The organism is Salipiger pallidus (assembly GCF_014643635.1).
GTDB classification, from domain to species: domain Bacteria; phylum Pseudomonadota; class Alphaproteobacteria; order Rhodobacterales; family Rhodobacteraceae; genus Salipiger; species Salipiger pallidus.
This window is the reverse complement of the sequence record NZ_BMJV01000002.1, coordinates 317025-331133: the sequence shown is the minus strand read 5'-3', so window position 1 is coordinate 331133 and position 14109 is coordinate 317025. Positions and strand designations below refer to the sequence as shown.

The 14109-nt window shown below is 63.9% G+C and carries 15 protein-coding genes; 7 read left to right on the top strand and 8 right to left on the bottom strand.

Features of this window, described 5'->3' with window-relative positions; genetic code table 11:
* Positions 1 to 144 precede the first annotated feature (144 nt).
* Entirely contained in the window at positions 145 to 1461 is a 1317-nt protein-coding gene (locus tag IEX41_RS07315) for an aspartate aminotransferase family protein (RefSeq protein ID WP_229672989.1), read from the bottom strand.
* A 143-nt stretch (positions 1462 to 1604) separates the two neighbouring features.
* Here IEX41_RS07315 and IEX41_RS07310 point away from each other — a divergent pair, with 143 nt between their 5' ends.
* The 6 genes from IEX41_RS07310 to IEX41_RS07285 all read left to right on the top strand — a co-directional run bounded on the left by IEX41_RS07310 (position 1605) and on the right by IEX41_RS07285 (position 7701).
* Positions 1605 to 2519 carry a LysR family transcriptional regulator gene (locus IEX41_RS07310; protein WP_188789575.1) on the top strand — a complete coding sequence of 305 codons (915 nt, stop codon included), beginning with the start codon at positions 1605 to 1607 and terminating at the stop codon, positions 2517 to 2519.
* A gap of 152 nt (positions 2520 to 2671) precedes the next feature.
* Positions 2672 to 3856 (top strand): ABC transporter substrate-binding protein, encoded by a 1185-nt coding sequence (locus tag IEX41_RS07305; RefSeq protein WP_188789574.1) that lies wholly within the window; start codon positions 2672 to 2674, stop codon positions 3854 to 3856.
* A gap of 33 nt (positions 3857 to 3889) precedes the next feature.
* Positions 3890 to 4960 carry an ABC transporter ATP-binding protein gene (locus IEX41_RS07300; RefSeq protein ID WP_188789573.1) on the top strand — a complete coding sequence of 357 codons (1071 nt, stop codon included), beginning with the start codon at positions 3890 to 3892 and terminating at the stop codon, positions 4958 to 4960.
* The gene (locus tag IEX41_RS07295) at positions 4957 to 5850 is read left to right on the top strand and encodes an ABC transporter permease (RefSeq protein WP_229672987.1); all 894 of its coding nucleotides are present in this window, start codon (positions 4957 to 4959) and stop codon (positions 5848 to 5850) included. Before IEX41_RS07300 ends, IEX41_RS07295 begins: the two co-directional genes overlap by 4 nt.
* On the top strand, positions 5850 to 6674 hold the full coding sequence (locus IEX41_RS07290) for an ABC transporter permease (RefSeq protein ID WP_188789572.1): 825 nt from the start codon (positions 5850 to 5852) through the stop codon (positions 6672 to 6674). Before IEX41_RS07295 ends, IEX41_RS07290 begins: the two co-directional genes overlap by 1 nt.
* A gap of 496 nt (positions 6675 to 7170) precedes the next feature.
* A complete protein-coding gene (locus tag IEX41_RS07285) occupies positions 7171 to 7701 on the top strand; it encodes a tyrosine-type recombinase/integrase (protein ID WP_188789571.1) in 531 nt (176 codons plus the stop codon).
* A gap of 249 nt (positions 7702 to 7950) precedes the next feature.
* Here the strand turns inward: IEX41_RS07285 and IEX41_RS07280 are convergent, their stop codons facing one another.
* The 4 genes from IEX41_RS07280 to IEX41_RS07265 all read right to left on the bottom strand — a co-directional run bounded on the left by IEX41_RS07280 (position 7951) and on the right by IEX41_RS07265 (position 10845).
* Positions 7951 to 8346, bottom strand: coding sequence for a (R)-mandelonitrile lyase (locus tag IEX41_RS07280; RefSeq protein WP_188789570.1), 396 nt, complete (start codon positions 8344 to 8346; stop codon positions 7951 to 7953).
* A 49-nt stretch (positions 8347 to 8395) separates the two neighbouring features.
* The gene (locus IEX41_RS07275; protein WP_188789569.1) at positions 8396 to 9157 is read right to left on the bottom strand and encodes a carboxymuconolactone decarboxylase family protein; all 762 of its coding nucleotides are present in this window, start codon (positions 9155 to 9157) and stop codon (positions 8396 to 8398) included.
* A gap of 77 nt (positions 9158 to 9234) precedes the next feature.
* Entirely contained in the window at positions 9235 to 9690 is a 456-nt protein-coding gene (locus IEX41_RS07270; RefSeq protein ID WP_188789568.1) for a (R)-mandelonitrile lyase, read from the bottom strand.
* A gap of 69 nt (positions 9691 to 9759) precedes the next feature.
* Positions 9760 to 10845, bottom strand: coding sequence for an alpha/beta hydrolase (locus tag IEX41_RS07265; RefSeq protein WP_188789567.1), 1086 nt, complete (start codon positions 10843 to 10845; stop codon positions 9760 to 9762).
* 179 nt (positions 10846 to 11024) lie between these two features.
* On the opposite strand from IEX41_RS07265, the gene IEX41_RS07260 reads away from it, so the two are divergent.
* Entirely contained in the window at positions 11025 to 11921 is an 897-nt protein-coding gene (locus IEX41_RS07260; RefSeq protein WP_188789566.1) for a LysR family transcriptional regulator, read from the top strand.
* A 351-nt stretch (positions 11922 to 12272) separates the two neighbouring features.
* Here IEX41_RS07260 and IEX41_RS21850 read toward each other — a convergent pair whose 3' ends face one another.
* From IEX41_RS21850 to IEX41_RS07250, 3 genes are all read right to left on the bottom strand, one after another.
* Entirely contained in the window at positions 12273 to 12377 is a 105-nt protein-coding gene (locus tag IEX41_RS21850; RefSeq protein WP_373285617.1) for a hypothetical protein, read from the bottom strand.
* A gap of 5 nt (positions 12378 to 12382) precedes the next feature.
* Positions 12383 to 12529 carry a recombinase family protein gene (locus IEX41_RS21460; RefSeq protein ID WP_229673033.1) on the bottom strand — a complete coding sequence of 49 codons (147 nt, stop codon included), beginning with the start codon at positions 12527 to 12529 and terminating at the stop codon, positions 12383 to 12385.
* Between the two features lie 215 nt (positions 12530 to 12744).
* The gene (locus IEX41_RS07250; protein ID WP_188789565.1) at positions 12745 to 14100 is read right to left on the bottom strand and encodes a cytochrome c; all 1356 of its coding nucleotides are present in this window, start codon (positions 14098 to 14100) and stop codon (positions 12745 to 12747) included.
* Positions 14101 to 14109: the final 9 nt, after the last annotated feature.

Genomic DNA, 14109 nt, shown 5'->3' with positions numbered 1-14109 from the left:
CGCAGTTGGCGGTCCGATAGATTGCCAACCGTTTTGCGGAGACGTTCGAATGTCGCCTCGTGCAGGAGTAGCACGGCTAGTCTGAACGCCGCGACTGACCGGAATAATCGCGCCTGCCCCTAGGGGCAGGCGCCGCGTCTGACCTCAGGAAATACCTTCGGCTTCCAGTTCACCGAGGATCGCGTCGAAGACATCCAGGGCCGTCGCCATGTCCTCCATTGAGCAATCCAGCGGCGGCTTGATCTTGATGAGGTTGCCGAGGCCGAGATAGCGGCTCTCGCCAAAGATCACGCCCTTTTCCAGCCCGCGGCGGAAGACCTCGCCTGCGGCACGGGGCGAAGGTTCCTTCGTCTCGCGGTCCTTCACCAGTTCGCAGGACACGAAAAGCGCCGGACCCCGGATGTCGCCGATCAGCTTGCGGCGGGCGGACATTTCCTGCAGCCTCTCTGTCGCGTAGTCGCCCAGCTTGCGAGCGTTGGCGCAGAGATTGTCGCCGATGATCGCCTTCACGCAGGCTACTGCCGCGGCCATGGCAACCGGGAAATGGCCGAAGGTCAGCTGGTCCTCGCCGCCCTCAAAATGCTCCAGCTTGTCGCTGGCAAAGATGCCCGCCAGCGGGAAGCCTCCGCCCACGCCCTTGCCGAAGGTCATGATATCCGGCTGGATGCCGTACCAGTCGGCCGCGAACATCTCTCCGGTGCGGCCGAAACCGCTCTGGATCTCGTCCCAGATCAGCAGGATGCCGTGGCGGTCGCAGATGTCACGCAGGCCCTGGTGGTAGCGCTTGGGATGCACGATGTGCCCGCCGTTGCCCATGATCGGCTCGACCATGATCGCCGCGACACCACCGTCGACGCCCTTGGTGATCGTGTCCTCCATAAGCTGTAGACAGAGGTCGACGTCCTGGTCCACCGTCAGCCCCAGGCGCGGGCGGTAGGCGTCCGGGTGCGGCACCCGGTGGAAGGTCGGGGAAATCGCGCTGAAGGGGTTCTTGGGATGCGGCCAGCTGGCGGCCATAGTGGTGATCGACCGCCCATGGTATGCGTCCTGCAGCACGAGGATATGCTTGGCATCGGGCTTGTTCTTGAAGGCCAGCTTCATCGCCATCTCCACCGCCGAACTGCCGTGCAGGCAGTAGCCGATGCGGTTCAGGTCACCCGGCGTGATCGAGCGCAGCAGCGCCGTCAGTTCCAGCAGCGCTGGCGTATTGAAGGTCGGGCGGGCATGGGTCAGCGCGCGGGTCTGGGCAATCGCCGCTTCGATCACGCGCGGATCGCCGGCACCGAGGTTGTTCGACCAGGCCTGCGAGGTGAAATCGAGGTATTTCTTGCCGCTCTCATCCCAGACGTAGCTGCCCTCTGCCTTCGCCAGCGTGATCTTGCTGCGGTCGCCCTCGCGCGGGTCGTGGATGAAACTCGTTTTGCCGATCTCTGCGATGTCGCGGTCAACCATGATGGTCATTTCCAGGCTCCTGCTGTTGGTTGCTGGCAGAATGGGCATCCACCTCGGCACTGAGAATGATATTGTTCGAAAGGATTGATCCGCGTACCTTATCAATCTCCCGGCGCAGATCGGGAGAGTCCAGCGGCCGGAGTGCCTGTAACATGTCGATCAAGAGCCTGCAGTTGCGGCACATCCGGTCGTTTCTCGCGGTGGCCAAATGCCGCAGCTTCGTCGATGCGGCACAGCATCTGGGCGTGTCGCAACCGGCGCTGTCGCAGACCATCGGCCACTTCGAAGCCGTGCTGGGGGTAAAGCTGTTTACCCGCACCACGCGGCATGTGGATCTTACTGACCAGGGCCGTCGCCTGCTGGCGAAATCGAGCGCGCTCGAGAGCGAATTGAACAGCTATCTCCGTGAGTTGGAGGCGATCCGAGATGGCGTCAGCGCGACGCTGCGCATCGGCTACCTGATCGGCACCGGTGTCGAGATCATGCCCGAGGCGATCCGCCGTTTCGAGGAACGCTTTCCCAAGGTGACGGTCGAACTGGCGGAATTCGACTTCAACCGGCCCGATTGCGGGCTGAAGGGCGGCGAGGTGGATTGCGCCATCGTGCGGCCTCCGATCGGGGTTGAGGACGTGGAGATCAACGACCTCTTCGAGGAGGGCCGCGTCGTCTGCCTGCCGGACCACCATCCGCTGGCCGTGCACGAGACTTTGACGCTGGCGCAGATCAAGGATCTGCCTGTCGTGGCGGCCCCAGGTGGCGGCGTCTGGCGCGACTACTGGCTGGCAAGCGACCTGTTGCACAACGAGACGCTGAACGTGGTGGTCGAGGCGGCGACGCTCGATTCGGAGCTTCAGGCCGTGGCGACCCGCAAGGGAATCAGCATCACCGCCGACAGCACGGCCAAATTTTACGCACGGCCCGGTGTAATCTTCCGCCCGCTGGTGGACACTTCGAACTGCACAGTGGCCATCGGCTATCGCAAGGCTGGCAACGGCCGCATCGCCGAATTCGTCAGGATTGCAAAAGAGGTCTCGGCCGAGCTGTGCCCCTTGCCTGACAGGGGTTAACGCCCCGCATTTATAACATCTCCTTATCAGTTCATTGCGTCTTTGTTCTAATATTCTCGCCGGGTTTGGAGGACGTTTTCAGCACGGATAACGAAAACCGGCGGCGGCCTTCCTCATGGAACGGCACGACCGTCCGACAGGGAGACTGTGACATGTCGAAATTCACCAAGACGGGTGCGATCACCCGCCGGTCCATGCTGAAGGGCTCCGGCACGCTGGCGCTGGCAGGCGCGATGAGCGCGCTGCCCTCGCCCTTCATCCGCAACGCCGAGGCCGCCACGCTGGAGATCCGCGCCCTGATGTGGGAGCCCTACGTGCTGCCCGCGATGATCGCCGAATTCGAGGCGGAGCACGGGGTGAAGTTCACCACCACCTTCTTCGACGGCAATTCCGAGGCTTACAACAAGCTCAAGCTTGGCGGCACGCGGGATTTCGACCTGGCGCAGGCGGATGGCTTCTGGTCGCGTCTCTACAGCCGCGAAGGGCTGATCCGCGATATCGACCTTTCGAAGATTTCCAGCATGGACAATGTCTTCCCTGCCTTCACCGCGCCGGAATACGAGCTGCTCACCGAAGAGACCAGCGGTGCCGCAATCGGCGTGCCTTTCTGCTGGGGCGGCTATGGCATCACCTACAACGCCGACGAGGTGTCGGAGGAGGAGGTTTCCTCGCTGGGCGTGCTGTTCGACGCGGAGAAGGCGGGCCACCTCTCGGCCAGCGCGCGCTTCGAGGAGAATATCGCACTTGCGGCGATCCTCGTGACCGCACGGATGGGGACGCAAGGAGATCCGCGCCCGGACGGCAAGCCCTTCAACCCTTACGTCCTGACCGATGCGGAACTGGACGGCGTGCAGGCACTGCTGATCGAGCAGAAGGGCTTGCTCATGACGCGCTACCAAGACCTCGGCACGCTGAACAACCTCATGCGCTCCGGCATCGTCTGGGCCGCACCGGAATTCAGCCAGGTCTTCCGCCAGCTTCAGCAGCTGAAGCGCGAAGGCAAGCGGGTGCCGAACATCCAGCACCGGCTGCAGGCTGAGGAAGGCGGGCTTGGCTGGATCGACAGCTGGATGGTCACCTCCGGCGTCGAGGACAGCGAGAAACTCGAGGTCTGCCACCGCTATCTCGACACCATCCTGCGCCCCGAGCACATGAAGGCCATCGCCGACAAGGCGGGCACCTCGACCTGCGTCGACATCCGCGACCTGTCCACCGAGGAAGAGCGCGAGTTGTTCCTCATGGACCGCACGGCGGAGCTGAAGGGCCTGCACATGTTCGACCAGCCGTCCTCGCCCGAGAAGTGGGAGCGCGTCTGGTCCAACATGGAAGCCGCCTGAGCCCCCTCGACGCCCCAGAACGAAAGCGATTTCATGTACTTGCAGATCAAGGACGTCTCCAAGACGTTCGGCACCTTCACCGCGCTCTCGGGCGTCGACCTTTCGATCGAGAAGAACGAGTTCGTCTCGTTGCTCGGTCCCAGCGGTTCGGGCAAGAGCACGCTTTTGCGGCTCATCGCCGGGCTGGAACAACCGACCACTGGCCAGGTCCTCATTGACGGTCAGGACGTCACCGCGCTGCCCCCCTACCAGAGGGGCATCGCCATGGTCTTTCAGGATTTCCTCCTGTTCCCGCACATGACTGTGCGGGAAAACCTGCTGTTTCCGCTGCGCATGCTCAGGATGAACCGCGACGACGCGGAGGAGCGCATCGACTGGTGTTGCAGAATCCTGTCGCTGACCGCGCTGAAGGACCGCTTTCCGAACCAGCTGTCCGGTGGGCAGCAACAGCGGGTGGCGCTGGGGCGTGGGCTGGTCTGTCGGCCCAAGGTGCTGTTGCTGGATGAACCGCTGGCCAACCTCGACCGGGAGCTGCGCCGCGACATGGAGATCGAAATCCGCAGCTACCAGATCCAGCTCGGCATTCCCTTTGTCTACGTGACCCACAACCAGGAAGAAGCCCTGTCCATGAGCGACAAGATCGCTGTGGTGAACAAGGGTGGCATCGAGGATTTTGCCGAAAAATCTGCCGTCTACGATCGGCCAAAGACGCGCTTCATCGCGCAGTTCGTGGGGCGCTCCAACGTCTTCACCGGCCCGGTGGAGGCCGCGACGGAGGGCAAGGCGATCCAGTGGCACGGGCAGCGCATCGCCTTGGGTCAGGCTCTGAACGACTCCAATGCGTCGAGCGCCAGCGCCTACATCAAGATCGAGGACACGCTGATCGAGGCCGCGAACGCGAACCCGTCCGGCAAGATCGCAGGCACCCTACGCGACGTGATCTTTCGCGGGCAATACGCCGAGTATCTCGTCACCGTGGACGGCGGGCAGGAGGTCGTGGCCAGTTCCATCGACAGCGCAACCCGGGTGAAGCCTGGCGACCCGGTGTTGCTGTCCTGGGACACGGCCAAGCTCGACGTCTTCCCTGACGAGGTGGCCGCATGAGTCCCCTCTTCCAGGGCTGGCTGAAGCTGAGCGAGAGCCAGCGGTTTCTTGTCGTGACCGCGCCCGTGGTGCTGTTCCTCGCGCTCTTCTTCCTCGTGCCGCTGGGCTCGATCCTCGTAGTCAGCTTCTGGCGGACCGAGAGCTATCAGCTCATCACCGACTGGAACCTGCAGAACTACATCGACGTGCTGACCGAGCCGAGCTACCGCACCTTCATGCTACGCTCGGTATTGACCGCGCTGATCGTCTCGCTCTCCTGCGTGGCACTGGCCTGGCCCATCGCCTATTTCGTAATCCGCCACGGCGGACGCTACAAGCTGCTGCTGGTGGTGGGGCTCGCCGTGCCTTTCCTGACGGGGATCGTGCTCAGGGTCATCGCGCTGCAAGGCGTGCTCGGCCCCATCGGCCTGTTGAACATGGGGCTGATGCACCTCGGTCTGCCGCCCTTCGAGGCGCTGATGTACACCAAGACCGCCACCGTCGTCGGTCTCGTCTACCTCTACCTGCCCTTCGTCACGACGGCGATCTACCTGTCGCTGCTGAACTTCAACTTCCGCCTGCTGGACGCCGCCAAGGTATTCGGCGCAGGCAACATGCGCGCCTTCTGGGAGATCACATGGCCGCTCAACTGGGTCGGAACAGTGATCGGCTTTGCGCTGACCTTCGTCCCGAGCCTTGCGGCCTCGATCACCCCGCGCTTTCTCGGCGGGGCAGACGGGACACTGTTCGGAATGGCCATGGGGTCGCAGTTCTCAGCGACCGGAACATGGTCGCTGGGCGCGGCCATGGGCGTGGTCCTGTTCTTCGTCGCAGGGCTCACCCTGTTCACCATCAGCCGCCTCATCGACCTGAAGCGCAGCGGCTTTACCGGCGCGGGAGGGCGTGACTGATGGATATCCTTGGTTCGAAAACCGCCAACAAGGCACTGCTGGCGCTGGTTCTTGCGCTCACCTACCTGTTTCTCTACGTGCCGATCCTGCACATCACGCTGGCGTCCTTCTCCGACGACATCGTCTGGCCCTACCCGATCCGCTTCACCTGGGACGCCTACACGGCGCTTTTCACCAGCTCCATCTACGCAGAGGCACTGTGGAACAGTCTGCTGCTGGGCTTTGGCACTGCGGTGCTGTCGACAACGCTGGCCACGATCGCGGTGCTGGGCCTGCTGAAGTACCGCTCGCGCTGGAAAGGGCTAATCTTGTTCCTCTTCGTCGCACCGCTCTTTGTCGCGGACGTGCTGCTGGGCATCTCGACGCTGATCCTGAACGGGCTTTTCCTCGACATCCCCGGGAACATCTGGTCGGCGATCCTCGCCAACACGGTGCGGGCCTTTACCTACGCCCTGCTCATCATCGCGACGCAGCTTTTCCGCTACAACTGGAAGCTCGACGACGCGGCGATGGTCTTTGGCGCGGGGCCGGTCAGGACCTTCTTCGAGATCACCCTGCCCAACATCTGGCCCGCGCTGCTTGGTGCCTTCATCACGACCTTCATCCTGTCGTTCAACAACCTCGACATTTCCTTCTACACGCTGGGCGCAGTGCCGACGATGCCGTCAGTGGCCTGGGGCTCACTGCGCTTCGGGATCAAGCCCGAACTCTACGCCATTGCGGCGCTGGTGAACGCAGGCGTGCTGCTCTGCCTTGCGGTGATGTTCGGGCTGATGCGGACGGGGACGGTGGGCTTCGGCTTCAAGGAAGGGCGCGACGACTGACGACGATGCTGTCGCGCGTTCGAGACGGGCCTACGATGATCGACGCCCCGAAGTGACCGGCGGTGCGAAGCGCTCAACTGGCCGCGCCTTACAGAAATCAGACGGTCTAACGCTGTCACAACTCGAGCCTGGGGTTCAGGCTCGAGTATGCATTTATGCCGGAGCCAAGACGCGGCGAATACCCCTGACCAACGTACGGAGAACGTGCCCCTCCTGTCGCGCTCCCAAGACGGTGTCTGGAACAGACTTCGATGGCTTGGCGATCAGAGCAGTCCACTATGACGCCTCGGTCACGTTGGGCTGCAAGCGGACGAATGCAACCGCAGCGAAGGATCGACGTCGGCGCGTTAGATCGGGCTCGCTCCCGACCTTCGCTGGAGATTGGTGCTATGACAGGGCGTCGGCCAATCTACCAGCAATCCGTGCCTGCCGCCCCGCTTGGAACAAGGGGAGGATCGTCGGCCAGAAGCAGCCACTACAACCGAAACACGTCTGAATGATCCGAGCCCGCCTCGAGATCGCGGAGCGGACCCGCGAGCTGGCGCTCTTCAATCTCGCGATCAACAGCAAGTTGCGCTGCTGCGACTTGGTGCGCGTCAAGGTCGCTGACGTCTATGCGGCGGGCCGTGTCAAACACCGCGCCTCGATCATTCAGATCAAGACACGGCGGCCGGTCAGCTTCGAGATCAACAATCGGACCCGAAAATCAATCGGAGCATGGCTCGAAGCGCCGCTCATGGTCGGATCGGAACATCCATGGCCCGGACGGTTCCATGAGCGGCGGCATATCTCGACGCGACAGTATGCTCACCTCGTCCTAGACCGGGTGATATCCATCGACCTTGAGCCGAGCGCGTATGGCACCCATTCCATGCGGCGCATGACGGTCGCGCAGATATACCGAAAGACCGGCAACCGGCGGGCGGCGCAACTCCTCCTTGGCCACACGAAGATGGGCAGCTCAGTGCGTTACCTCGGCGTCGAACTCGAAGATGCGCTCGCGATCGCCGAGGCTGTGGAGATCTGAACCGGACCACTCCCCGCCCCGAGCTACCGTTCATCAAAGACGCTTTTGCTGCGGCGCAGCTTCAGCAGACCGGCCATTCGCTGTGGTTGCAGAGCCGTGGCATGGGCAAAGCTATGCTTGGAGTTTATGGACGTTCTTTAATGGCGTCCCAAAGCAAAGCGTCGCTCAAGGCGAGGTCTCGGAGTGCCGGACCTCGGCCTTTCATGCATCGTCGCGCTGCCACCACATTACGCGGCAGCGCGGCTGTCTTCAGCCGGTATAGTCTGCGTCGGAGACCTTCTCCAGCCAGGTTACCGGCGTGCCGTCGATGCTTTCCTGAATGGCGATATGCGACATGGCGGTTTCGGGCGATGCACCGTGCCAGTGTTTTTCCTCGGCGGGGAAAAACACCACGTCGCCCGCTGTGACTTCTTCGATCGGGCCGCCTTCGCGCTGCACCCGGCCGCGGCCAAAGGTAATGATGATGGTCTGTCCTGCCGGATGGGTGTGCCATGCGGTGCGGGCGCCGGGTTCGAAGGTGACATGGGCACCGCTGGTGCGGCCCGGGGCGTCGGCTTGGAACATCGGGTCGATGCGCACGGTCCCGGTAAAATAGTCCTCGGGCCCGGGAGCGGAGGGCGTGCTGCCAGCTCGGATGATCTTCATGGAATGTCTCCGTTGGAAAGGCGGCGGGCCGTGGCCGCGCCGCAGGATTTCAGTCTGCGCGGCTCTCGAACACCTGCCGCGCCACGGGCATCGCCGAGAACACCTTGGGCCAGCCCGCATAGAAGGCAAGATGCGAGAGCATCGCGCCCGCCTCGTCCTGCGTCAGCCCGTTGTCCATCGCGCGGTTCAGGTGAAAGGTCATCTGCTCGGGTTGACCGGCGGTGATCAGCGCCGCGACGGTGACCATGCTGCGATCGCGGGGGGCAAGCGCCGGGCGCAGCCAGAGGTCATTGAACAGCAGCTCGCGCGTGGTGTCGACGACGCCGGGGCTGACGTTGGCGAAATTGGACTGAACCGTCTCTTCCCGCGCGGCTTCGGCCTCTTCGTCCAGAGGCAGAAGATCCGGGGCGAGCGCGGGCAGGTCTTCGGCGGTCACGCCGCGCGCGTCATAGACCGGGGCCATGGCCTCGGCGGCTGCGGTGGCGTTACCCCAGCCAGTGTAGAACGCAAGATGCGTGATGGTTTCCGACAGCTCCGCCGGGGTCACGCCCGCGTCAAGTGCCAGTTCGGTGTGCTGGCCGAGCGTGTCCGCCTCGTGGCGTGTGACCAGCGCCGCGAAGGTGACCAGCGCGCGGTCACGCATCGAGAGCGTCTCGTCGGTCCAGACCGAGCCGAAGAGGTCGTCGGTGGAATAGGCGGCGAGGGCCGGAGCCACCGCATCGGCGGCGGCAGGAAGGGTGCGGGCAATGTCCTGCGCCGAGGCGGTGCTGCTGGCGAGCGCGAAGGCGGAGGCAATGATCTGGGTTTTCATGGGAGTATCCTTGATATCGGTGACTTGGCGATGAGGCGGGACCGGTCACACCGGTCTTTCGCTGAAGGCATTCGGTCTCAGCCGCCGTAGTCCTCGTCGGAAACCAACTCCCCCCAAGTGACGGCAGAGCCGTCCTGAACCGCCTGAATCGCGTAGTGGGTGACCGAGGTTCCGTCCGTCGCGCCGTGCCAGTGGTTCACGCCCGCCGGAGCGAACACCACGTCACCGGTGCGCATCACCTGTTTGTCCTCGCCCTCTTCCTGGTACCAGCCGGTGCCTGCGGTCACGACGAGATATTGGCCCACCGGGTGCGTGTGCCACGCCGATCGGGCGCCGGGCAGGAAGGTCACTTCGCCTGCGCTGACATCGTTCATCTCGGGGCCGAAAACCGGCGCCACGAAGACTGTGCCGGTGAAGGTCTCGGGGCTGCCGATCTGGCCGCCCCGCTCCAAAGGCGAGGTCTGCGTCATCTGCTGGGCGAAGGCTGCGGGGGCGGCGAGGCTCAGTGCAAGCGCGGCGAGGGTCATCTTCATTGGGGCGTCTCCATGATCGGAAAAGGGGCGATGAGGCCTGCCCCCACGCTCGGGGGCAGGCCCGGGGACTTACGCGAGGTGGCCTTCGAAGAACGCCTGAAGGCGGTCGAAGGGGATGATGTCCTTCTGGTCGTAGAGATCGCAGTGATCCGCGCCGTCGATGATCACCAGTTCCTTGGGGTCGCGCGCTGCGGCATAGACGTCTTCACTGAAGTAGCGGGAATGCGCCTCGGACCCGGCGATGATCAGTGCCGGACGCGGCGAGATCTCGTGGATGTAGGTGAGCTGCGGCATGTTCATGAAGGACATGGCCGAGGTGACGTTCCATCCGCCGTTCGAGTTCAGCGAGCGCGAATGATAGCCACGGTCGGTCTTGTAATAGGCGTGGTACATGGCGATCACCGGGTTATCGATGCCGTCCAGCGTGTCGGGCAGACCGCCGGCCAACTTCGGTGCCTCATCCGAGGCGGCGTCTTCCCAGCGCTGCAGGCTCATGGCGGTCAGCGCCTCGGTGCGATCTTCCTCGGTCATCACATCGAAATAGCCGCGGGCGTTGACCCGGCTCATGTCGTACATGGACGTCACGGCCACTGCCTTGACCCGCTTGTCGGGCGAGGCGGCATTCAGGGCCATGCCGCCAAAGCCACAGATGCCGATCATGCCGATGCGGTCGCGGTCCACCGCCTCCTGCAGCCCAAGGAAGTCGACCGCGGCCATGAAATCCTCGGTGTTGATGTCGGGTGAGGCGACGTAGCGCGGCGCTCCGCCGCTTTCGCCGATGTAGGAGGGATCGAACGCCACGGCGGCAAAGCCACGTTCGGCCATTTCCTGTGCGTAGAGGCCCGCGGCCTGCTCCTTGACGGCGCCGAAGGGGCCGGCGACCGCAAGCGCGGGAAGCGGCGCCTCGCCGCGGTCTTTCGGCAGGTAGAGATCGCCCACCAGCGCGATGCCGTAGCGGTTGGTGAAGCTCACCTTGCGGTGGTCGACGCGGTCGCTCTGGGGGAAGGTCTTGTCCCACTCGGTGGTTGCCTGCGCCAGCGCCGCCTCGGCACTCAGTGCGACCATGCCAAGCGCAGCGGCGCCCAACCCGGCGTTCAGCAGCAGCTCGCGGCGGGCGGGGTCTAGGGGATCGGTCGAGGTGGTCGGGGTGGTCATCTTGGGAACTCCGGTTCGGATGTGTCGTCTGACCTCCAATCTGGAGTTGCCCCTGGGGCCGGATAAGGTCGCCTTGCCTTATCGTTGCCATGAGCTGGATTCATGCTTGGGCGCCGCTTTTCCTTTGCGTCAGGCTGTTCGTTGCCTCAGAACACCGCGAGCCACATAAGGAGCGCGCCATGGACCGTGAATTGCTCGGCGATCTTTCGACCCTGCTCGCCGTCACCGAAGAGGGCAATTTCACCCGCGCCGGCCATCGCCTCGGTGTCTCGCAATCCGCCGTGAGCCACACGATCCGGCGGCTCGAAGACAAGATCGGCGTCCGGCTGCTCAACCGCAGCACCCGGAAGGTGACCCCCACCGATGCGGGCGAACAGCTTCTCGCGGCGCTGCGCCCCAGCTTCCAGAGCCTCGGCAACCGGATCGAAGAAATCCGCACGCTGGGGGAGCGACCTTCCGGACTGGTGCGAGTGGCCTCCAGCGTGCCCGCCACCCGGGACATCCTATGGCCGGTGGCCTCGCAACTGGTACGCGACTATCCCGACGTGCGCATCGAGATCAGCAGCGAGGGCCGGCTTTCTGACCTTGCTGAAGACCGCTTTGACTGCGCAATCCGGCTCGGCGAGCACCTGAGCCCCGACATGATCGCAGTTCCCGTCGGCCCGCAGCTGGAAATGGCGGCGGTCGCCAGCGTAGACTACCTCGCGCGGCGCGGCACGCCGAAGCACCCTGACGATCTTGAGGCCCATGACTGTATCCTGATGCGGCACCGCTCTGACGGGCCGGTCTATGACTGGGAATTCGAGATCGACGGCACCGAGGTGGTGAAAAAACTGGGCGGTCCCTTCATCCTCAACGACCCTGGCCTTGTGATCGAAGCGGTGCGAGCCGGTCACGGGTTCGGCTACCTGCCGCTGCCGGAAGTCCGTGCCGACCTCGATACCGGACGCTTGCGGAGGGTCCTTGCCGCCTTTTGCCCACCCTTCGACGGCTACCACCTGTGCTACATGGGGCGGCGGAATCTCAGCTCGGCTCTACGGCTTTTGATCGACCGGCTGCGCTCTGCAAGATCATGACATGCGTTCATGGACGTGCTCTCCGGATCACCAGAAGCAGGCGCCGTCGTTTGATTTAATCCAAGGGTGCGACGCCGAAGCGCTGCTCACTGGCAGCACTGATGCTCAGGAGCACATTGTAGCAGATCAAGCCGCCTGATCTGTCAACCGATTGCCGCAAAAGGCTCTGAGGAGCCTTGCGGCGGCGCAAAAAATTAGCCTTGGTCCGCTCTTGATGTCGGCTTTTCACCTTTGCGGATGATCGGATTCTCGTCGCAGCTAAAGTCCGGAGACCGTCCACCCTGCCCACGGAACGATCCGTGCCGTCGCTGAAAGGGCCGACTGTAAAGAGTTGGAAGAGGTCGTCAGCCGTCATCGTTTCGGCCCCTGCCGCGCCAGCGTGCGATAAACGGTTGGCCGCGAGACAGATAAGAGCTCGGCCAAGTCCAACACCCAATACTCCCCTGTTGCGTGCATCCGTGTCAGCTCCGCCGCTGCCGGTCAGAATGCTCTGGTTTCTTGCCCCTCAGCTTCCCTTTGGCGCAGGCGACTGCCATGCCCTCGCGGGTGCGAGGCCGGATTAGATCAGCTTCGAACTCGGCGAAGGTCGCCAGCACGTTGAAGAACATCCCTCCCATCGGAACGGCCGGGTCGTAGACCATGCTTCCTTAGCGCGAGGCGTACCCCGCATTCAGCTAGCCCGTCGGCGATGTGGCGCGCGTCCGGCACCGCGCGGGACAACCGGTCACAGACGGTCAAGGATCGCTGGCAGGCCGACCCTTCGTTACGCACGAAAAAAGGGCCGGAGCAATCTCCGGCCCTTTCCAGTGGACGTGCCGTCCGATCAGTGCGCGCTGTCGCTGTCGCGCACCTCGGCCACGGCCTCGGGTGCCACAGCGCCCGCGTCGTTGCCCCAGGCACCACGCAGCCAAGTCGCCAGCTCGGCGACCTCGTCATCGCTCAGTCGGTCGGCGTAGCCCTGCATGCGCAGCGTCATGGGACGCTTGGCAGTCGGGGGAACCTCGGCGCCGTTCAGGATCACCGAGATCAGCGGCGACACTTCGGAGCCGACCACGAGGCCGTTGCCTTGCAGCTCGGGGAAGATGCCAGGCGCACCCTTGCCGGAGGCAAAGTGGCAGCCAAGGCAGTTGTCCGAGTAGAGGCGCGCGCCCAGCGGCATGTCCGGATCAGCCGACACCAGCAGCTCGGCGGTCGCGGCACCGGCATCGTCCGCTTCTGCCTCGGGGGTCGCGATCGGACCTGCGGCGGCCACTTCCTCGGGAAGGTCGAACGCATCGCCGTCCATGCCCTTGAGGTAGGCTGCGATGGCAATGTTGTCGCTGTCCGGCAGCTTCTGGAGGGAATGCTCGACCACCAGCGCCATTTCGCCGTTGGCAGTGGAGTGCGCGTTGCGACCCGTGGCGAGGTAATCGGCCAGCTCGGACACGGTCCAGCCCTTGATGCCCGCGTCGTCACCGCGCAGGGCCGGAGCGTTCCAGCCGCCGACGACACCGCCTGCAAGGAAGCTCTCCGACTCTGCCGTCACGCCGTCCTGCGCCATGAAGGTGTTGCGGGGCGTGTGGCAGGCACCGCAGTGGCCAAGGCTTTCCACGAGGTACTGACCACGATCCTGCGCGTCGGAGACACCCGCGGGGGTAAAGCCCGCGTCATGGGTCAGCGCCAGCCAGTTCCAGGCACGGATGCCCCAGCGCTGGTTGAACGGGAAGTCGAGGTTGGTGTCCTTGTTGGCCGCGGACACCGGCTCAACTTCGGTCATGAGGTAGTCGTAGAGGGCGCGCATGTCCTCTTCGGTCATCAGGCGGTAGTTCTCGTAGGGCATCGCCGGGTAGAGATGCGTGCCGTTCGGGGTGACACCGTCGATCATCGCCGCGCGGAAGTCGGCAAAAGACCAGTTGCCGATGCCGGTTTCGGCATCGGGGGTGATGTTGGTGGACCAGATGGTCCCCATGGGGCTGGCGATGGCACGGCCACCGGCAAGGCTTTCACCATCGTCGGAGGTGTGGCAGGCCACGCAGTCACCCGCGTCGAGCACCAGCTCCCCCTGCCCTTCGGCGGCTTGCCAGTCGGCGGCAAGCTCGGTGGTGGGCTCGGTGCGCTGCACCGGCACGAAGATGAAGGCCAGCAGGGCAATCACGCCCACGAGCACGAGGCCCGCAAGGATGCGGAGAAATGTTTTCATCTAATCGCT